Below are 20,865 nucleotides of genomic sequence, written 5' to 3'. Positions count from 1 at the left end.
AGTAGAGTGATGAAATCTCAAAACGAAACTTACTTATCACCCTATCGCCTTATCACTTTTATAACCTTACCACTTTCTTATTTTAGTCCAAATAGCTCGGTGCAGTTTCACCTACCATGTTACGGAGAGTTTCTTTCACCATTCTCCACTGTTGGAACAAGTCGTGTACCGGCTCATGTTCAAAGTCGTGCATCGGGCTCTTGCAGAAGAATGACAGCCAAGTCTGGATACCGCACATACCGGCACGCAAAGCGAGGTCGCTGAAGATAACCAGGTCGAGTGCGATAGGAGCCGCCAAGATAGAGTCGCGGCACAGGAAGTTAACCTTGATTTCCATCGGATAACCCATCCAGCCGAAGATATCGATATTATCCCATGCTTCCTTGTTGTCCTTACGGGGCGGATAATAGTTGATACGTACTTTGTGATATACGTCACCGTACAAATCGGGGAATTTCTCAGGTTCGAAGATATTGTCGATAACAGACAGTTTGCTGACTTCTTTTGTCTTGAAGTTTTCCGGCTGGTCAAGAACTTCGCCGTCACGGTTGCCCAAGATATTGGTAGAGAACCATCCGCTTACACCCAGCATACGGGTCTTGAACATCGGAGCGAGTACAGTCTTCATCAAAGTCTGGCCGCTCTTGAAGTCCTTACCGGAAATAGGCACATTCATTTTCTTGGAGAACTCCCACATGGCCGGAGTATCTACGCACAGGTTAGGAGCGCCCATGATGAACGGAGCGCCTTCTGCGATTGCAGCGTAAGCGTAGCACATACTCGGAGAAATAACTTCCGTGTTGTTTTCCTTCATGGCTTTTTCCAAAGCGGCGAGAGACTTGTGCTCTTCCGACAGAGGAACATAAATTTCAGTACTTGCAGCCCACAACACAGCGATACGGTCGCAGTTATTGTTTGCCTTGAAAGTACGGATATCCTCACGCAGCTGTTCCACCATGTCCCAACGTGTAGCGGCATTCTTGATATGCGTACCGTTCAGACGTTTTGCGAAATTGTGGTCAAAAGCGGCAGGCATGGGTTTGATGGCCTTTAACTCATCTTTTACGAGGTTCAAGTCCTTTTCTTTCAAAACCTCCGCATACATTGCGGCTTCATACGCATCGTCAGCGAAAATATCCCAACCGCCGAACACGATATCGTTCAAATCAACCAAAGGCACCACATCCTTAATCAGATGTTCTTTGCCGTCCTGCATACGCATAGTAGCCATTTGTGCGATTGAGCCTATAGCTTTTGCCAAACCCTTACGGGCTGCTAATGTACCTGTAATCATAGTGGTTGCAACCGCACCACCTACTCCGACTACCAGTACGCCCAAACGACCGGTTGCCGGCTTAATGTTTTCTTTCATTGCCATTGTATTATTTAGAGTTTAAAAAATTGCTCAAATTTAGGGTATTTTGCCCAATTTGGATTAGTCATTTTATCCGATTTAATGTTCTGTTAGTAAGATTTAAGTTAAAATGTCATGTGCAGACTGATTCTAAGCCCGGATTTATCAATATTCGGTAAATCCCGGTAAGTTAAACGCCATACATAATCCACCCGGAGCACTTTCAAAATGTTCTCTATACCTACTCCGACTTCTACGTACGGAGTATGTCCCATGGTAGTGCTTCCTGCCGGAAAGGCGAATAATCCTTCACTGAATTCCGGATTGTTTTTGTCACTCAGATTTCCATAAATTCCCCGGCAGGACAACACTTCACGCCATTTCAGTTTTTTCAACAACGGAATGCGGTTGAAAAGAAAACCGTTCAAGAAGTAAGTCACGTCCCACGAAGCGTATTCATCGTTCATAAATTCCATTGCATTCATCAGCGAGTAAGACTCCGGCTGAATAGTGTAAGACAGGTTGGCATTGGGAATGATTAGCAGCGGGAAAGGCACTTTATTCCACACCTTGCCTGCTTTCAGTATAACATCCGTATAGCCGAAAACCGAAAACCAGAAACGTTTCTGGAAGCCCGCCTCCGTATAATGATAAGCATAATCTCCTCCCAGCACCCCTTTAGCCGCCATGGTATGCGTCAGCGTAAAGACCGGAGCGTCCAAAGACACCGGAAAACGGTTCCATTGCGTCTGGAAGAATTTTTCGTTAGGGGCATAGCGTAACTTCAGTTCCAGTTCGCTGGTAGAAATACTTTTTACAAACTCATCTCCGGCATCCTGCTTCACGAAAGGAATAAGACGCGAAGACTCATCTTTCCGCAAACGCGTGGTCAGCTGAAAAGAAAAGCCCGAATGAAACTCGTTCGTATACGTCAGTTCCGCTTTCCGCTGATAGCCGATACGGTCGTCCTTCTGGCGTTTCAAGGCCAGGAAGACATTATCCTGACTGGTATAGAGATAATGTTGCCCGTACTGGTTGACATCGGACAGATAACGAAGTTTCAAGGAGTGAATCGGAAACTCGTTGGCATACTCTTTTTTCTTATGGAAAGAATATTCCAGTTCCGCCAATCCTTTCACGCGTTCATCACGAAAGCCGTACGCCACATATCCCCTGCCGAACAAATGCGGATTAAGCCAGGCTGTCGTCATTCCGCCGGCACGCACACGTACTCCTTCCAGCACATTGCCGCTGATGGTGGTATTCATCATGCCGATATAGAACAACGGAGCTTTCTCTTTGGGAGCCGGGATATAGCCCGTAAACAATACTTTCAGCACTTTCTCCGTCCAATAATAAACCGGATAGCTACGCAGTTGCGCCATCATCTTGTCTACGGAAGTCTCCTTCCTGCTCACTTCCGCAAGCCGGTTGGCGTCCCAGTAGGCATCGGAATGAGCGGAAGCGTCCATACCCTCAATCACTTTCTCGGGCTTTCGGAATGCCTGTAAAGCATCGGCGGCGGGTTCGTAGACATAGTCCTGATAATAGACATCCCGCTTGGCATAGATACCGTCGCTGTTATCCACCAATTTGAACTCCGTCGTGATACTTTCATTCATAAGCTGCCTTGTACCGTCCTCAGCACGGTCAAAATTCTGTTCTATCTTCATGTAGTCCACAAAGTTCAGATTGATTTTCTGAGGAAAGTTCATCACGACGCGACGCACGAAATACGTACTGTCCAGCATGACGTACAGATGTCCCGTAAAGCCGAACGACTCGGAATTGAAGGGCACGAAAGTCAGGTCTACGCAAGGCTTCCCGGCAACGGTCAGCGTATCCATCAGGTAATACTTGTAGAACGAAGGCCCCATAGAGGATAGCGGACTGACGAACTTATTGGTAAACAGCGTTATATTGTTCCGGTAAATATCCACATCCGTCATGGTGACGCTGATAGCCTGCTCCATACCTTGCTGTGACAGCATTTCGTCCACTCCCGCCTGCCGCCGCGCCTTTACCCATTGCTTTTCGCTACGGGGCGACTTGCGGTAATAATCCGTGGCCAGCAGCTCACGGTTGGACACCGCCAATACGGGTTTTCCGGTAACGGCGGAGGTATCTACATAATCGGTCAGGAACTTAAACTTACGGTACAGCCACTTCTGTTGCTTCACACTATCGAAGTTGTTGATGGCAAATGTCATTTTTTCATAACGCTCGCGCTGCCAGAAGTCGCGCTCATCCGGAGAATAATCGTCCTTATGCTCTATCATCTTCCGCACAAACTCCACAGCCGGGTTATCCTTCTTTTTGTAGCGCTCGCGCTTCGGCTTCACCACCACCTCGTTCAGCGCGTAAGTGGCAGGAGCGAGCGCAACTTTTATACGCTCCCCGCGTGCCGGATGAATCAACCGGGTGTATTCATTGTATCCCACAGCCGAGATTACCAGCCGTGCTTCCGGGCGATAGGTTTTGAAAGAAAATACTCCCCTGTCATCAGTCATTCCCCCCTCTGTGGTTCCTTTCAGATAGACCGAGGTATACGGCAACGGTTCCCGCGTCAGCGAATCAGTGACAACACCTTGCACCACATATTGCGCCCTCAAGGGAACCGCAATTATCTGCATCAGCAGAAATACCCTAATAAACAACCTCATACCTTACCTATCTATCATTCAGTGCGCAAAGGTACGGAAGAAAACTTTTTCTAAAAGTTCGGTTTTGCGGAATAAATGTTCTAAAAAACCACTTTTATTCAAAACACTTCCCGTTAAAACCCGTTGTATAGCAAAAACGACTTGCAAAAGACGTACAAACAGACCTAAATACTTAATTATGGAATGGATTTTCAATCAACTCAGGGAACGTCCCGAATTAGCCATTTTCCTCACCATCTTCCTGGGGTTCTGGCTGGGCAGGCTGCGCATCGGCAAGTTCACTTTAGGAACCGTCACCAGCGTGCTGTTGGTAGGTGTAGTGGTAGGCCAGCTGGATATTGCCGTACCCGGCCCGATCAAGTCGGTATTTTTCTTGCTGTTCCTGTTTGCCGTTGGCTACAAGGTAGGCCCGCAGTTTTTCCGCGGACTGAAGAAAGACGGATTGCCGCAAGTGGCCTTTGCAGTGCTGATGTGCGTATCCGTTCTGGGAGTGACCTGGCTGCTTGCCTTGCTCATGGGATATAACATGGGAGAAGCGGCGGGGCTGCTTGCCGGCTCGCAAACCATATCCGCCGTCATCGGCGTAGCGGAAGATACAATGGCCAATATGGGGCTGGACGAAGCTCAACGGCAGAGTTACGTCAACATCATTCCGGTGTCTTATGCCGTAACCTACATTTTCGGTACCGCCGGCTCGGCCTGGGTGCTGTCGTCCATCGGACCGAAAATGCTGGGCGGGCTGGATAAGGTAAAAGCCGCCTGCAAGGATTTGGAAGCCCGCATGGGTAACTCCCAGGCAGACGAGCCCGGCTTCATGCACGCCGCGCGCCCCGTCACTTTCCGCGCCTACCGCATCGAAAACGAATGGTTCAAAAACGGGAAAAGGGTCATAGACCTCGAAGTATACTTCCAGCAACAGGACAAGCGTCTGTTTGTGGAACGAATACGCAAGGCGGGCACTATCTGCGAAGTCAGTCCCAACGTGCAACTGGAGATAGGAGATGAAGTCGTACTGAGCGGACGCCGGGAGTACGTCATCGGTGAAGAGGACTGGATAGGGCCTGAAATACAAGACCAGCAATTACTGGACTTCCCTGCCGAAAGACTGCCCGTCATGATAACCAAAAAGACTTTTGCCGGAAAAACCGTTTCGGCAATCCGCGGTGAGAAGTTCATGCACGGCGTCAGCATCCGCAGCATCAAGCGTGCGGGCATCGACATCCCCGTCATGGCACAGACCACAGTAGATGCCGGCGATGTGGTAGAAGTAGTGGGAACCAGACAGGAAGTGGAAGCCGCCGCCAGACGTTTGGGTTATATAGACCGTCCTACCAACCAGACAGATATGATTTTCGTAGGGCTCGGCATCCTTGCAGGCGGACTGTTCGGCGCATTGTCCGTTCACATCGGCGGAGTGCCAATCAGCCTGAGCACCAGCGGCGGAGCATTGATAGCGGGATTGGTCTTCGGTTGGCTGCGCAGCAAGCACCCCACTTTCGGACGTATTCCCGAACCCTCGCAATGGGTACTGAATAATGTGGGGCTGAATATGTTTATCGCCGTAGTAGGTATATCGGCAGGTCCCAGTTTCGTACAGGGCTTCCATGACGTAGGCATCAGCCTGTTCCTTGTGGGCGCGGCAGCCACCACTCTCCCCTTGATTATCGGACTGTTGCTGGCAAGGTATCTGTTCAAGTTTCACCCTGCCATCGCGCTGGGGTGTTGTGCAGGCGCAAGAACTACCACGGCGGCCCTCGGAGCCATACAAGATGCCGTAGAGAGTGAAACGCCCGCACTGGGCTATACAGTGACGTATGCAGTAGGCAACACCTTGCTGATTATATGGGGAGTGGTTATCGTCCTACTGATTTAACGTATCAAAGCGCTATGAATCAACGGCCTGCAATTAGGATACTGATCTGCAAAACAATGCAATCTTATCTTACAACGGCTGTTGTAAGATAACTTCACAGCAGTTGTATGATAATTCAACAGCCGTCGTAAGAAAACAACCCGGCTGTTGTACGAATAGTTTTCAGTTATTGCATGAATTATTCTCAGCGTAAGTATTAGTGAATAAATAAATGTCCTCAGCATTCTGCGCCCTGTAAGGGCAAAAGATAATATTCAAAGATTTTGCCCCTACAGGGCGCAATGTTAGCCATATTCACATTCCCGGGGTGTTACCCCGGGCTGCATGATAAAAGGCTTTCAGCCTTAGGAATGACAGACGTGCAACAATTTATCGGAACAAAGAGAGCTGATTTTCGAAACAAAGAGAACTGACTTTCGAAACAAAGAGAACTGACTTTCAGAACAAAGAGAACTGATTTTCAGAACAAAAAGAGCTGACTTTCAAAACAAAGAGAGCTTCTTATCAGAATAAAAAGAACTTATTTTCAGAATAAAGAAAACTTAAAAACTTCAGATTATATGGATACAAAACTTTTAGAAAAAAAGATGGAGAATATCAGCCCCTTCGAGCTGAAAAACCGTCTTATCGACATGGCAGATGAAAGTCTGAAAAAAACAGCCCGTACCATGTTGAACGCCGGGCGCGGTAATCCTAACTGGATTGCAACCACTCCACGCGAGGCCTTTTTCCTCTTGGGAAAGTTCGGGCTGGAAGAATGCCGTCACGTCATGTTCCTTCCCGAAGGTATTGCCGGCATCCCCGAAAAACAAGGCATTGCCTCTCGTTTCGAGCAATTCCTCAAAAGCAACACCTATCAGCCCGGAGCCAAATTGCTGGAACAAACCTACAACTATATGCTGATGCAGCATGCTGTCGACCCGGACAGCCTTGTTCACGAATGGGCGGAGAGTGTCATAGGCGACCAATATCCTGTGCCCGACCGTATCCTAAGATTCACCGAAATGCTGGTATGCGACTACCTGAATCAGGAAATGTGCGACAACCGTCCGCCACGCGGAGCTTTCGACCTGTTTGCCACCGAAGGCGGAACAGCCGCCATGTGCTATATCTTCGATTCCCTGCAAGAGAATTTCCTACTGAACAAAGGTGACGGCATCGCCCTCATGGTTCCCGCCTTTACACCTTATATAGAGATTCCCCAGCTGAACCGCTACCGGTTTAAGGTGACCGAACTGCATGCCAACCGCATGAGCCAAGACGGGCTGCACCTGTGGCAATACAGCGACGAGGATATTGACAGACTGAAAAATCCGGCGATAAAGGCATTGTTCGTCACCAATCCGAGCAACCCGCCCAGCTATACGCTCAGTCCCGAAACAATGGCGCGCATCGTAACCATCGTAAAGGAAGACAATCCCAACCTGATGATTATTACGGACGATGTGTACGGCACCTTCAGCCCGCATTTCCGTTCCTTCATGGCAGAAATTCCGTACAACACGCTTTGCGTGTATTCTTTCTCCAAGTATTTCGGAGCCACCGGCTGGCGCAACGCCGTCATAGCGTTGCACGAGTACAATGTATTCGACAGGCAGATATCCCGATTGCCGAAAGATAAGCGCGAAGCACTCAATCACCGTTATGCCACACTGACCCTGCATCCCGAAAAGTTGAAGTTCATTGACCGCATGGTAGCGGACAGCCGTCAGGTAGCCTTGAACCATACGGCAGGGCTTTCATTGCCGCAACAGATGCAGATGAGTTTATTCGCCGCTTTCGCCTTGCTGGACAAGGAGAACAAATACAAGCAGAAGATGCAGGAAATCATCCGGCGCCGTTTGCAGACTCTTTGGGACAATACCGGATTTACATTAGTGGAAGACCCCTTACGGGTGGGCTACTATACGGAAATCGACATGCTGGTCTGGGCCAAAAAGTTCTATGGAGACAAGTTCGTGGAATACCTCAAAAAGACGTACAGTCCGCTGAACGTAGTATTCCGCCTTGCTCAAGAAACCTCTTTGGTACTTCTGAACGGCGGCGGCTTCGACGGACCTGAATGGAGCGTGCGTGCTTCCCTTGCCAATCTGAATGAGAACGATTACGTCACAATCGGCCAAGGCATCAAGCGGATATTGGATGAGTACGCAAAAGAATGGGAGAAAAATCTTATTTAATTGAGAATTGAGAATTAAAAATTAAAAAATACTATGCAGCATGACAGCGCAGCCATTTCTCAATTTTTAATTCTCAATTCTCAATTAAATAAGATTCGGAAGCGGGTCAATCCATCATTGTACGTGCGCAGAGAGAATGTACAACCATGACGGCTCAGCACTTCCCTGATAAACACCAGGCCAATCCCCTGCCCGTTCGGCTTGGTGGAGAAGAAGGGACTGAAGAGTTTAGCTTCGGTCTCTTTACTGATTCCGGGACCATTGTCAACGATTTCTATGAAAGCGGGGGCAGTGGTCCTTACCGTTATTTCACCTTGCTTGCCTGCCGCTTCGCCGGCGCCCTCTATACTTTCGGCAGCATTCTTGATGATATTTACCAAAACCTGCTCGAACAGTGAAGCATCCAGACGAACCTGTCCTACTTCAGGGTCGCATTCCAAGCGGAGAATAATGTTACGGTCGTTGCACATTCCTTCCATGAAACGCTTGCACATGGATACCAATTCATTCAGCTGAACCGGCGCCACCGTAGGCTCGGGAATCTTCACCACATCTGCAAAGCGGGTAATGAAGCGGCTCATAGAAAAACAACGTTCCGTACATACACGCATTACATCGCAAATGTCATCCATGCCTTCTTCCGTAGAGAGGGCCTGTTCCACCGTATCCAAAGTAGAGGTAATGCCGGCCGTGGTATTGTTCACTTCGTGGGCAATCATGCGGATAACTTTTTCGTATGCGCGCTTTTCCGCTTTCATCACTTCGTCCGTCATACGTTCTATCAGAAAGAAAGGATGCTTGAATCCTCGGTCGATAAACGAGGAATGGGTACACTTATAAATATTCGAGTCGTTCAGCCGCACTACGGAAGTTGCTTCTTTAGGAATGGATGCCAGCTCTTCCGCCAAAGGCGAATCAATCTTCTCCAGTTTCTTGTTCTGCGCTTCTTCCAGCCGAACGCCCAGCATTTTCACGGCCATCGGATTGAGCTGCGATACCTCACCGTCCAGCGTCATAATGATAACGCCCATAGGCGATGCCTGAATCAGCAAATCAAGAAAATGGTTCTGCTCGCGCATACGCAGACGCTCGTTCTTAAGTTGCTCCATCATACGGTTGAAGACGTTCACGATACGGTCGGCCTCATACTGTCCCACCTGACTGAGCCGACTGCTGAAATCCTGTTCGCGCAACAACTCCATACCACTTCCTATCGTGTCCATCGGCTTGACAATCTTACGGTAGAACACCACCAGATAGATAAGTATAAACGCGATGATGCCCTCCACAACATATAGATGAGCGGTTTGCATTTTGCCTGCCAGGTATATCAACGCTCCACCCAGCCCGAACAAAAACAATACAAGAATAAAAAAGTAAAATTTAATACGCACGTAAGTAAGAGATTAGGGGTTAGCGGTTAGGGATTAGTGATTAGAGGTTAGTGATTAGGGATTAGAGATTAGAGATTAGAGATTAGAGATTAGAGGTTAGTGATTAGAGATTAGCAGTCAACGATTAACTGTTAGGATTTAAACGAATAAACACTTATCGCTAATCACTAACCGCTAATCCCTAATCGCTAACCGCTATTTTATATTTTTCCAACCGCCTGTACAGTGCGGCTCTGCTGATGCCCAACGCCAATGCAACCTGGCTGAGATTACCTTTATGCTGTTCCAAAGCCTGCAGGATAGTCTGCCGCTCTATTTCGTCCAGCGTCATGCCGGCAAAGGACGTACCCTCGGCGGCTTTTACGGGTTCGTCATGGCGTTGATATTGTGATTCAAAATCAGAGGCGTCCAAAGTCTGTTTTCCGCTGACAAGAATGGTACGTTCCACCAGATTTTTCAATTCACGGATATTACCCGAATAAGGCAGGCGGGAAAGGAAGTTCAGCGCGTCCGCCGAAAATTCGGTATGCGGCAAACCGTTTACGGCAGCCTGGCGATCGGCAAAGTGGCGTGCCAACAGAGGAATATCCTCACGGCGTTCGCGCAAGGCGGGCAGTTTTACGGTTATCAGATTGATACGGTAGAAAAGGTCTTCACGGAATGTACGCTCGGAAACCATTTTACGCAAATCGGCATTGGTGGCGGAGACTACACGTACATCCACTTTGCGCGGACGGCTGTCGCCCAGCACTTCAAATGTCTGGTCTTGAAGTACACGCAACAGTTTAACCTGACAGGACAAATCCAAATCACCTATTTCATCCAGAAAGATAGTACCTTTGTTGGCCAACTCAAAACGACCTATACGGTCGGCGCTCGCATCGGTAAAAGCACCTTTCTTATGACCGAACATCTCGCTCTCGAACAAACTCTGCGAAATACCGCCGAGATTGACTTTCACGAAAGGCTGTTTGGTGCGCTGGCTGTTGATGTGGATGGCCTCGGCTATCAGCTCCTTACCTGTACCGCTCTCACCGGTAATGAGTACGGAAGCGTTGGTACGGGCTATGCGGGCCACGGTATTCAGCACCTCCATCAACCCTTGTGATTTCCCTATGATGTGGCTGCGGTTCAAACCTTCCGCCTGCTCTTCCGGCACGTCTTTCGGAGCGGCACTCAATTCCAAAGCGGTTTCGATACGCTGCAAAAGGGCGGCATTGTTCCACGGCTTGGTAATAAAGTCGAAAGCGCCCGCCTGCATACCCTGTACGGCAAGTTGGATGCTTCCCCATGCCGTCATCAGTATAACGGGTACGTCGGGACGGAACACCTTTACCTGTTTCAATAGCGTAAGTCCCTCTTCGCCGGTAGTGGAGAGCGTAAAGTTCATATCCATCAATATCAGTGCGGGAGATTCCGCACGAACCATATCCATTGCTTCACGGGGACCCGGAGCTGTTTTTACCTCATAACCGGCACGCTTCAACATAAAACTGAGCGAAGAACGTACGGCACTATCATCATCGACTATCAGTATCATAGCATTTTGTAGTTAATTGCTTGCAAAAGTAAGTTTTTTCACCACAGCTCATACAGATTTGCACTATTTTTTTGTTTTTTCCCTTATAATCGTACAATTCGGTATGGTTTGACCGGAATCAACCTTTGATTATATCTTCAAAGTCGGCTTCCAACTCCGCGTTCCGTTCAAAATCCCAAAGAGTCAGGCTGCGGAGTTGATAGAAATAATACCAATAGTAATAAAGTTCGGAGATGTGTTTCTGCCGGGCTTCGTCTTTGGAGTTCTGCGCATCGTTGAGGTCGAGGGTACTTATTTTACCAATCATAAAAGTCTCCACACTGGTCTTGTAACGTTTCTCGGCTATCAGGTCGGCTTCTTCGGCTATTTCCAGTTGTTGGGCTTGGTTATTGAAGTTTGCCACCAGCAAGAAGATGTCCTGATTGAAATCCATTTGTTCCTGGCGGATTTTGGAAAGTACCACTTCACGGTTGCTCTTGGCCACCCTCACCTTGCCACGACGTTTTCCCCAGTCGAGGATAGGTATTTTTACACCGACTTTGACAATCTGGTTATCCAGCAAATTCTGATAGGCAGAGGAGAACTCATAGTTTTGTCCTGTATAGCCAACGCTGGCAAACAAGTCTATACTCCTTAAATTTCCACGTGCCGTAGCCACTTCATAATCTGCTTCCAACTGGCGGCGGCGTATATTCTGAGCAAACGAGTTGCGTTCCAAAGCTTTGTTCAGGACACGGTCATAGTCCATTTTAATACCCGAAACGGAAGCGGGTATCACGGGGTTCAGTCCCTCGCTCTCCGACACGCCGAGGAATGAACGCAGCTGGAACATTTTGGCGTTCAGGGTGCTTTCGGCTTCGGTTACATCGGCTTTGCCTTGCAGGGAGTTCAGTTTGAGCTGCAACAGGTCGTTTTCTGAAATCTGTCCCATTTTGCGTTTGGCAATGGCCACTTCATAAAGGCGGTCTGAGTTCGCTTTGTTTTGCTGCGCTGTGGCAAGCGCTTCCTTGGCCAATAATAGCTCGAAGAAATAAGTAATGGTTTTCATCGTTACTTCTTCCGTCGCGGAAATAAAGGAAGCTTTTGCCTCCGCATACCGGACCGGCTCGATACGGCGGTTCCACTTCAAACTGTTCACGCCGAATATAGGCTGCGTCAATTCAAGGCTTACGGGCACGGACATAAACTGTTTGTCACCGCCGGAACCCAATTGCTTGATGTAATCAAGGGAAGAGGCCAACGACAGTTTACCGCCTGTGAACCAGATATTCTGGTCGATAGAGAGCGCACCGGACAGCCCCAATGTATTGTTACGGACAAAGCTATAAGAACCGTCAGAATTCTGATAGGTGCTGTACGACTTGTTATAATTGGGTAATGTTCCTGTAAAGTTTACTTCGGGCAACAGGTCTGCACGGAAGGTACGGTATTCCCAATAGGCTGTTTTCAACTCGTTGAGCGCCACCGCGGCATCTACAGACTGGGTACGTGCCAATGCGATGGCTTCTGCCAGGGTTATGTCGCGTTCGTGCGTCAGAGTATCATTTTGTGCCGATGCAATCAGAGGCATCAAGAAACAGGCGGCGAGTAAAATATTCTTTTTCATGTTCGGTCTTTAAAATTATCGCTGATAGAAAAGCAAAGAGTGTGCCAAGCGGACAGGAAGGTATTACGCAAGGGGGAGTGTCCGAAATCGGACACTCCCCCTGTTCGTTTGCGGACGGTTAATAATGATCCGGCAGTCTTTAAGGTTGAAAAGCTTTTATCATGCAATTCCGGGTAACGCACCGGATAAAAGCTCCTTTACATATTCTGAGTCTTGTAAGAGTAAAAGCTATGCATATAAGTCTTTTGCCCTTACAGGGCGTAACATTAACCGTACATATATTCCCGGGGTGTTACCCCGGCTGTATGATAAAAGGCTTTCAGCCTTGAACTCACTAAAATAGCGTTTACAGCACCCCCTTCGAGCTTGGTAATTCATAGTGATAGATATCACGTTTCACAGCCATTTTCAAGGCTCTTGCCAAGGCTTTGAAGATTCCCTCTATCTTATGGTGTTCATTCTGTCCTTCCGCTTTGATATTAAGATTCATCTTGGCTGCATCGCTTAACGACTTAAAGAAGTGCAGGAACATTTCCGTAGGCATCTCTCCTATTTTCTCACGCTTGAACTCGGCATCCCATACCAACCAGGGACGCCCGCCGAAATCCAAGCATACCTGACACAGACAATCGTCCATGGGCAGTGCGTACCCGTAACGCTCTATGCCGCGTTTGTTGCCCAAAGCCTGGTACAGGCACTCGCCCAAAGCGAGGGCAGTATCTTCTATCGTGTGGTGCTCGTCCACTTCCAAATCACCTTTTACATGAATCGTCAGGTCCATACCGCCATGCTTGCCTATCTGTTCCAGCATATGGTCGAAAAAGCCAAGCCCGGTGTGAATATCACAATGGCCGTTACCGTCTAAATTTACAGCTACATAAATATCAGTTTCTTTCGTGGTACGGCGCACTTCCGCTTTCCGTTCGCCCGCAAAAAGAAATTCAGTGACCTTATCCCAATCCTTTGTCGCCAACACACAAATATCCTCCAAACCCTCACAGGCAGCTTCACCACCGGATGATTTCGGTTTCAGCATATTCGTATCTTCCTGTAAGAGGATGGCACGGCATCCCAGGTTCTTCGCCAACTCCACATCCGTAGGACGGTCACCTATCACAAAACTATTTGCCAAGTCGTATTCGGGACTGTCGAGATACTTCGTCAGCATACCGGTACGCGGCTTACGGGTCGGCGCATTATCTTCGGGCATGCTACGGTCTATGCAGATATCATCGAACGTAATTCCCTCCCCTTCCAACGTCTTCATCATCAGATTATGTGCCAGCCAGAAAGTTTCTTCCGGGAAAGATGCCGTACCCAACCCGTCCTGATTGGTAACCATTACAAACTCAAAATCCAGTTTGCTGCGAACAAAACCAAGATTACGCATCACTTTCGGATAAAACTCCAGTTTCTCCAACGAATCCAACTGATAATCTACAGGCGGCTCGATAACCAACGTTCCGTCACGATCTATAAAAAGTACCTTCTTCATACTTTATACCTTATACTTTATATTTCTTCAACGCCTCAATCAACCTCTCATTCTCGTTTCTTGTACCTACCGTTACCCGCAGACAGTTTCCGCAAAGCGATACGGAATTACGGTTACGCACAATGATTCCTTCGCCTACCAGATAATTATAAATCCTTACCGCATCCGTCACGCGGACCAAAAAGAAATTGGCATCAGAAGGAAACATTTTCACCGTACAAGGCAATTTCGCAAACTCCTCTTCCAAGTTTCCGCGTTCCTCTTTCAATGTTTTTACCCAACGCTCTATTTCATAGTAACGGTGTAACATTTCTATCGCCTGTTTCTGCGTCAGCAGGTTCACATTATAAGGATACTTTATTTTGCTGAAAATCGAAATGATTTCCTGCGAAGCAAAAGCCATGCCTAAGCGTATGGCAGCACATCCCCATGCTTTGGAAAAGGTTTGGAGCACAATCAGATTAGGATATTTGTCCAATTCTTCCAAGAAAGAAGGCGCTTCCGAAAAGTCGTTATAAGCCTCATCCAGTATCACCAGCCCGTCGAACTCACGGATGATTCGCTCAATCTCACTACGAAGCAAGTCGTTTCCCGTGGGATTATTGGGAGAACAAAGGAAAATCAACTTCGTATGCTCATCCGCAGCCGCCAGCAGCTTATCTGCCGAAAAGCGGAAATTTTCATCCAGCAATACTTTGCGGTACTCCACATCATTTACTTCCGCACATACCTGATACATACCGTATGTAGGATCTATAGCCACCACATTATCTATACGCGGCTCGCAAAAAGCACGGAATACAAGGTCAATCGCCTCATCACTGCCATTTCCCAAAAAAATATGCTCGGGACGTACTTTCTTTATTTTAGACAGTTCTTTCTTTAACTCCCGTTGCATCGGATCCGGATAACGATTGTGCGGCATATTATACGGATTTTCGTTTGCATCGAGAAAAACGGATGCGGCAGCGCCATTATATTCATCACGTGCCGAAGAGTAAGGCTTCAGGCGCCACACATTCGGTCGGGTCAGTTCTTCTAAAGTTCTCATGGACAGAAAGAATTTATTTACGGATTATAAATTATGAATGATGAAGTATTATTTTTTTATTTTTTAATTTTTAATTCTCAACTCTCAATTTATCAAGTCTGACGGTTACCGCATTCTTATGCGCATCCAGATGCTCGTTGGCAGCCATTTCCTCTATAGCCGGACCAATCGTGCGTATTCCTTCCGGTTTAATCTCTTGGAAAGTAATCTTGCGTATGAAGCTATCGAGACTGACGCCGCTATATGCTTTGGCATAACCATTGGTAGGCAGCGTATGATTGGTGCCCGAAGCGTAGTCTCCTGCGCTTTCCGGAGTGAGAGAACCCAAGAATACCGAACCGGCATTAATCACCCGCTCCGCAACGGACATATAATCCGCCGTTTCGATGATGAGATGTTCCGGTGCATAGGAATTGGTCAGTTCGATGGCTTCGTCCATATCACGTACTACAATCAGCTTACTGTTGGCAAGAGACTTTTCCGCAATCTCCTTGCGGGGCAACAAAGCCAACTGACGCTCCACTTCTTTTTTCACCGCCTGCTGCAATGCCCGGGAAGTGGTAATTAGTATCGCCTGGCTGTCTACACCATGCTCTGCCTGACTCAGCAAGTCCGCAGCCACAAAAGACGGATTGGCTGTTTCATCCGCCAGCACTTCCACTTCCGAAGGACCGGCCGGCATATCAATAGCTACATCACGCAAACTCACCAACTGTTTGGCAGCCGTTACATATTGATTGCCCGGACCGAATATCTTATATACTTTCGGCACGCTTTCCGTACCATAGGCCATTGCCGCAATGGCTTGCACACCGCCGGCTTTGAAAATACGGTTTACTCCCGCCACCTTAGCCGCAAACAAAACGGCAGGGTGTACTTTTCCATCCTTACCCGGAGGAGTACAAAGCACTATCTCCTTACATCCTGCAATCTTTGCCGGAACAGCCAGCATCAACACGGTAGAAAAAAGCGGAGCCGTTCCGCCGGGAATGTACAACCCGACTTTCTCTATGGCAACCGCCTTCTGCCAACAAGTAACTCCCGGTTGAGTTTCCACCCGTTTACCTTCGAAGCGCTGTGCCGCATGAAAGGTCTCAATATTCTGTTTGGCCAGACGAATGGCTTTTTTCAGTTCCTCGCCCACCAATGTTTCCGCTTCCGCCTGCTCTTCTTCCGTCACAGCCAATGCGGTCAACGCCACTTTATCAAATTTTTCTTCGTATTCCAATACGGCGTGGTCGCCTTCCGCTTTCACACGGTCTATAATACTCCGTACCGTATCGAAGAGATTTTCCGTATTCATCACCGGACGTTTCAGCAATTCCGTCCATTGAGATTTATCAGGATTAGTTATTAAGTTCATACCATTAGCGTTTAAAGTATCATTTTTTCAATCGGCAACACCAAAATGCCTTCTGCACCCAATGCCTTCAGTTTACCGATAATTTCCCAAAAACATTTCTCATCCAGCACCGTATGTACGGAACACCAGCCCTCTTGCGCCAACGGCATCACCGTAGGACTTTTCATACCCGGCAGTACGGCTATGATTTCATCCAGTTTTTCTTTCGGCGCATTCATCAACACGTATTTCTTGTCTTCCGCCGTCTTTACCGCATTCATACGGAACAACAACTCATTCAGAATCTCTTTCTTCTCCTCACTCATATTCTTGTTACCAATCAACAAAGCTTCGGACTTCATCACCACTTCCACTTCTTTCAGGCGGTTGCTCACCAAAGTAGAACCGGAACTTACAATATCAAAAATCGCATCGGCCAGACCGATACCCGGAGAAACCTCTACCGAACCGGTAATCACGTGTATTTCCGCTTTCACTCCCTGTTCTTTGAGATACCGGGAAAGAATGCCGGGATACGAAGTGGCAATCTTCTTACCCTCAAACCACTGCGGACCCGAATATTCAATATCTTTAGGTAAGGCCAGTGACAAACGGCATTTGCTGAATCCCAAACGTTTTACAATCTCGGCATCTTCCGCCTTTTCCATGAACTCGTTTTCACCGACAATACCCAAATCGGCAACTCCCGTAGCTACTGTTTGAGGAATATCATCGTCGCGCAAAAACAATACTTCCAAAGGAAAGTTGGAAGACTGTACCAGTAACGTGCGTTTCGTTGCGCTTAGTTTAATATCCGATTCTTCAAGGAACGACATTGTTTCGTCAAAAAGACGGCCTTTGGCCTGTACTGCAATTCTTAACATGATATTATTTATATTTTATGGTTTGCTAATAAAAAAACGAGGTTTACCAATGTTCGGTAAGCCTCGTTAATTATATGTTCTTCGTGATACACATATCCTCATACGCCCACCGAATTATTCGTCAGGATGATAATGGTGATGATGTGCAACGATATTCTTCATGCTTTTTCTATTTTCAATGCGACAAATGTAAACGATTTGTTTTAAACAGCCAAAGATTTATCACAAAAAGTTCATTTTTTCTTTCATTTTTATCAAATAAGCGGTAAGATTTCATCCGGTTCTACATCACAATGATGAAAACACATTTCCTTTTCCGCCTTTTCCTGCGGGAAAGTAAAGTAGGTGCATGTAGCTTCCGTACAGAGTTCGCCCATGCTGTTATACAATCTCGCTTCTATAATGGCAATATTACGTTTCTGTTCACGCAGCGACGCACGCAATACCACATGCGTATCATTGGTCGATATGGACTTACGAAAACGGGTTTCCATTTTAGAGGTCACTCCCCCGGTCTGCAACTTACGGAATACCACCCAACCGCAAATCTCATCCAGCAATACGGACTGGATACCCCCATGCAACGTATTCAACCATCCCTGATACTCCGGACGGGGCTTCCAGATACTCACTACTTCATCACCGTCCTCATAGAATTCCATTCTTACACCTGCCTCATTATCGGGAGAACAACCAAAGCAATTATAGCCTTCCATGTTTTTCCATGGGTTGATAATCTTCTTCATACCATATTTTTTAATTGATGACTTATTCTTCGTAGTAAACATATTTTCTTTCCTCATACAAGACCGGAATATCATCCACATACTTGATTCGTATCTTCCAGTTTCCTTTCTCGTCCCTGTGAAATTTATAAACAAACTTCTCTTCGGGCTGTCCCGCAGGCTGTTCCGTTCCGGAAATCACTTCGCCTTTTTTATTATACTGATAAGTATATCTGTCGAGTTTATCCTCCGGCAGCAGAATCTCCTCACTCGTCATACGTTGCCTGAAATTCCAGGTACGGCGATAAGGATAGACATTTTCGGTAGACGAAGTTATTACTTTTCGCCCAATCCGTTGTCCATAAGAATCATAAAAGTAACGATAGTCCTCACTTTTTGTTCCATCCTTCTCATATACAGTCTCCTGCATACGATTCCCTTCCCAATCATGACGGTAAACGACTTTCCCCGTCTGTTCGGACTTTTCATTATATATCGCGCCGCTTTTGCAATAACCTTCATCACCGTATTGGTACTCTATATACTTCGTCAATGCACCTGCGGGTGTCCGATGTTCTTCCTTCTGCAGTTTTCCATTCTCACCGTACTCATACTTCACTGTTTTTACAGATACGCCTTTTTCCGTGAAAGCTTCATCACCGATAATCCTGCCTTGAGCATCAAACTCATAAGCAAAAAAATGTCCTTGTTTTTTGCCTCTAAGAACAGTTTCCACTCCCATGGGAACAGCAATATATGAATACTGTCGAACACTCTTCACTTTATCCTGAAGCGCCAATCGCTCCCAATCGCTTTCCATTCCTTCATAAATAATACTGCGCTTGGTGATGTAGGTAGGATGACCGTCCAATGCAAAACCCGTTCTTTGCGTCCAATTGCCATATTCATCCTTTTCCACGATTTTCTGCATCGGCCTCTTTGCTTTCCGCCAGGACTTCATATAGTTGAGTGACTCCCTTTTAAGCTTCGTCGTATCATCCAGCTCCACAACGCGAGCTTCACTTGCTCTTCGGTCATCAAATATTTTCTTTTGCACTTTTCCATCGGTATCATATATAGCTGTCACTATCCCAATCGTATCTTGCCGACCATTCATAGTAGTAATAGTACTCAATCTTCCCTCCGCATCATATCCATATCCCCATACATAACAAAGCAGACCTTCCCGTTTTGTCCCTACATATATTTCTTTCACAACTTTTCCGTCCGCATCATATCTATAAATAATTTTATGCAAAGGAGACCTGTCGGGAGCCAATAAATTCTCCACAGACATACGTCCCTCGTTATCATATTTCACAAAATAGATATTATCCACTATATTTCCGGTCGTCCATATCGTATCTTTCTGTACAGCCTTGTATACCGTTATACGTGCACTTCGTATAATTGGGGTATCTTGCGCATAGGTGGTAATAAAGCCAGATAGCAGAATTCCGATTAATAGGCATATTCTATGAAAATTCATACTCTTGTTACGTGTTTTTCATTCATCATTCTTCTTATAAAAGCATCGCTAAAGTTTTACAAACGTATGCAAATTTCAGAAAATAAAAAAGGAAAAGAACATATTCCGTTCTTTATTATACGGAAATTTTATATCTTCGTATAATAAAGCAATGATAGGATGCTAAGAGGGATTAGCTTTTGCATATGTATGTTATTGGCACTTTCTTTGTTCGCTCAAAACGAAGAAAGTAATTTGATTGTATCCGACAGTTTAGGCAACAAACGTACGGGAAATTTCAAAAGGATTATAAAGAAATTCCTCAACTTCAACGATTTCGACACAGCATATATCAGTCCTAATCGTTATAATTACGCTCTAATGCTCGACCATTTCACCAATTACGAATACTATTCCGTAGGAAGCGGTACTCCGGAACCGCAGCGTTTACGTTTCTCACCAAAGCCACATAACAAAATAGGCGTTTACTTTGGCTGGCGCTGGATTTTCCTGGGATGGGCTGTTGATGCAGACGGCCTTTACGGAAAGAAAAGCGGGAAAAAACGAGGAACCGAATTCGACCTCAGCCTTTACAGCTCCAAATTCGGAGTAGATATTCTTTATAAACGTACGGGAAACTCCTACAAGATACATAACGTAACAGGATTTTCCGACCGCATACCCGCCTATTATTCGGAAGATTTCAACGGACTGAAAGTAAAAATGAAAGGATTGAATCTATATTATATCTTTAACAACAGACGTTTTTCTTATCCCGCCGCTTTCAGCCAGTCTACCAACCAACGACGTAATGCAGGTTCTTTCATTGCCGGGTTCTCCGTATCTACACACAATCTGGATTTTGATTACACTAAATTACCCGACATCATTCAGGAAACAATGAACCCGGGTATGAAAGTAAACCATATAAAATATACCAATATCAGCCTCAACTTCGGTTACGCCTATAATTGGGTGTTTGCACGTAACTGCCTTGCCTGTTTATCGCTTAATCCGGCTGTAGCTTACAAAACTTCACGCATCAGAAAAGCGGAAGGAGAAACAGACGATTGGTATAAAAATTTCAATATCGACTTCATCCTGCGTGCAGGTGTGGTATATAATAACAGTAAATATTTTATAGGTACTTCATTTGTGGGGAGAACATACGATTACTACCGGAACAATTTCTCACTGAACAACGGCTTCGGAACATTACAAGTGTACGCAGGATTCAATTTCTGCCTGAAAAAAGAACACCGCAAGAAAAAACAATGATAATCCGATTTT

The 20,865-nt window shown here is 46.5% G+C and carries 14 protein-coding genes; 3 read left to right on the top strand and 11 right to left on the bottom strand.

Features of this window, described 5'->3' with window-relative positions; translation table 11 throughout:
* Nucleotides 1-82 precede the first annotated feature (82 nt).
* Nucleotides 83-1,372 carry an inositol-3-phosphate synthase gene (locus tag I2F54_RS13855; protein ID WP_022219682.1) on the bottom strand — a complete coding sequence of 430 codons (1,290 nt, stop codon included), beginning with the start codon at nucleotides 1,370-1,372 and terminating at the stop codon, nucleotides 83-85.
* A gap of 107 nt (nucleotides 1,373-1,479) precedes the next feature.
* Complete coding sequence (locus tag I2F54_RS13850; protein WP_195501491.1) at nucleotides 1,480-4,017, bottom strand: DUF5686 and carboxypeptidase-like regulatory domain-containing protein; 2,538 nt, start codon at nucleotides 4,015-4,017, stop codon at nucleotides 1,480-1,482.
* A gap of 178 nt (nucleotides 4,018-4,195) precedes the next feature.
* On the opposite strand from I2F54_RS13850, the gene aspT reads away from it, so the two are divergent.
* Nucleotides 4,196-5,890 (top strand): aspartate-alanine antiporter, encoded by a 1,695-nt coding sequence (aspT, locus tag I2F54_RS13845; RefSeq protein WP_022219680.1) that lies wholly within the window; start codon nucleotides 4,196-4,198, stop codon nucleotides 5,888-5,890.
* Nucleotides 5,891-6,450: 560 nt separating this feature from the next.
* A complete protein-coding gene (gene aspD / locus I2F54_RS13840; protein WP_118468662.1) occupies nucleotides 6,451-8,070 on the top strand; it encodes an aspartate 4-decarboxylase in 1,620 nt (539 codons plus the stop codon).
* An 80-nt stretch (nucleotides 8,071-8,150) separates the two neighbouring features.
* Here the strand turns inward: aspD and I2F54_RS13835 are convergent, their stop codons facing one another.
* The 9 genes from I2F54_RS13835 to I2F54_RS13795 form a co-directional block, all read right to left on the bottom strand.
* A complete protein-coding gene (locus I2F54_RS13835) occupies nucleotides 8,151-9,464 on the bottom strand; it encodes a sensor histidine kinase (RefSeq protein WP_009120506.1) in 1,314 nt (437 codons plus the stop codon).
* Between the two features lie 181 nt (nucleotides 9,465-9,645).
* Entirely contained in the window at nucleotides 9,646-11,004 is a 1,359-nt protein-coding gene (locus I2F54_RS13830) for a sigma-54-dependent transcriptional regulator (RefSeq protein WP_118046088.1), read from the bottom strand.
* A 118-nt stretch (nucleotides 11,005-11,122) separates the two neighbouring features.
* Nucleotides 11,123-12,610, bottom strand: a complete 1,488-nt coding sequence (locus I2F54_RS13825; protein WP_009120504.1) for a TolC family protein — start codon at nucleotides 12,608-12,610, stop codon at nucleotides 11,123-11,125.
* A gap of 346 nt (nucleotides 12,611-12,956) precedes the next feature.
* Entirely contained in the window at nucleotides 12,957-14,105 is a 1,149-nt protein-coding gene (gene hisB / locus I2F54_RS13820) for a bifunctional histidinol-phosphatase/imidazoleglycerol-phosphate dehydratase HisB (RefSeq protein WP_148359983.1), read from the bottom strand.
* 10 nt (nucleotides 14,106-14,115) lie between these two features.
* On the bottom strand, nucleotides 14,116-15,156 hold the full coding sequence (gene hisC, locus I2F54_RS13815) for a histidinol-phosphate transaminase (protein ID WP_148359984.1): 1,041 nt from the start codon (nucleotides 15,154-15,156) through the stop codon (nucleotides 14,116-14,118).
* A 70-nt stretch (nucleotides 15,157-15,226) separates the two neighbouring features.
* A complete protein-coding gene (hisD, locus tag I2F54_RS13810; protein WP_148359985.1) occupies nucleotides 15,227-16,519 on the bottom strand; it encodes a histidinol dehydrogenase in 1,293 nt (430 codons plus the stop codon).
* A gap of 11 nt (nucleotides 16,520-16,530) precedes the next feature.
* Nucleotides 16,531-17,382, bottom strand: a complete 852-nt coding sequence (gene hisG / locus I2F54_RS13805; protein ID WP_009120499.1) for an ATP phosphoribosyltransferase — start codon at nucleotides 17,380-17,382, stop codon at nucleotides 16,531-16,533.
* Nucleotides 17,383-17,636: 254 nt separating this feature from the next.
* On the bottom strand, nucleotides 17,637-18,128 hold the full coding sequence (locus tag I2F54_RS13800; RefSeq protein ID WP_009120497.1) for a PaaI family thioesterase: 492 nt from the start codon (nucleotides 18,126-18,128) through the stop codon (nucleotides 17,637-17,639).
* Between the two features lie 22 nt (nucleotides 18,129-18,150).
* A complete protein-coding gene (locus tag I2F54_RS13795; RefSeq protein WP_195501490.1) occupies nucleotides 18,151-19,596 on the bottom strand; it encodes an RHS repeat protein in 1,446 nt (481 codons plus the stop codon).
* Nucleotides 19,597-19,785: 189 nt separating this feature from the next.
* Here I2F54_RS13795 and I2F54_RS13790 point away from each other — a divergent pair, with 189 nt between their 5' ends.
* The gene (locus I2F54_RS13790) at nucleotides 19,786-20,853 is read left to right on the top strand and encodes a DUF4421 domain-containing protein (protein ID WP_374938794.1); all 1,068 of its coding nucleotides are present in this window, start codon (nucleotides 19,786-19,788) and stop codon (nucleotides 20,851-20,853) included.
* The last annotated feature ends 12 nt before the right edge of the window (nucleotides 20,854-20,865 follow it).

This window comes from Bacteroides clarus, assembly GCF_015555825.1.
Lineage (GTDB): Bacteria > Bacteroidota > Bacteroidia > Bacteroidales > Bacteroidaceae > Bacteroides > Bacteroides clarus.
This window is presented reverse-complemented; position numbering and strand designations above follow the sequence as displayed.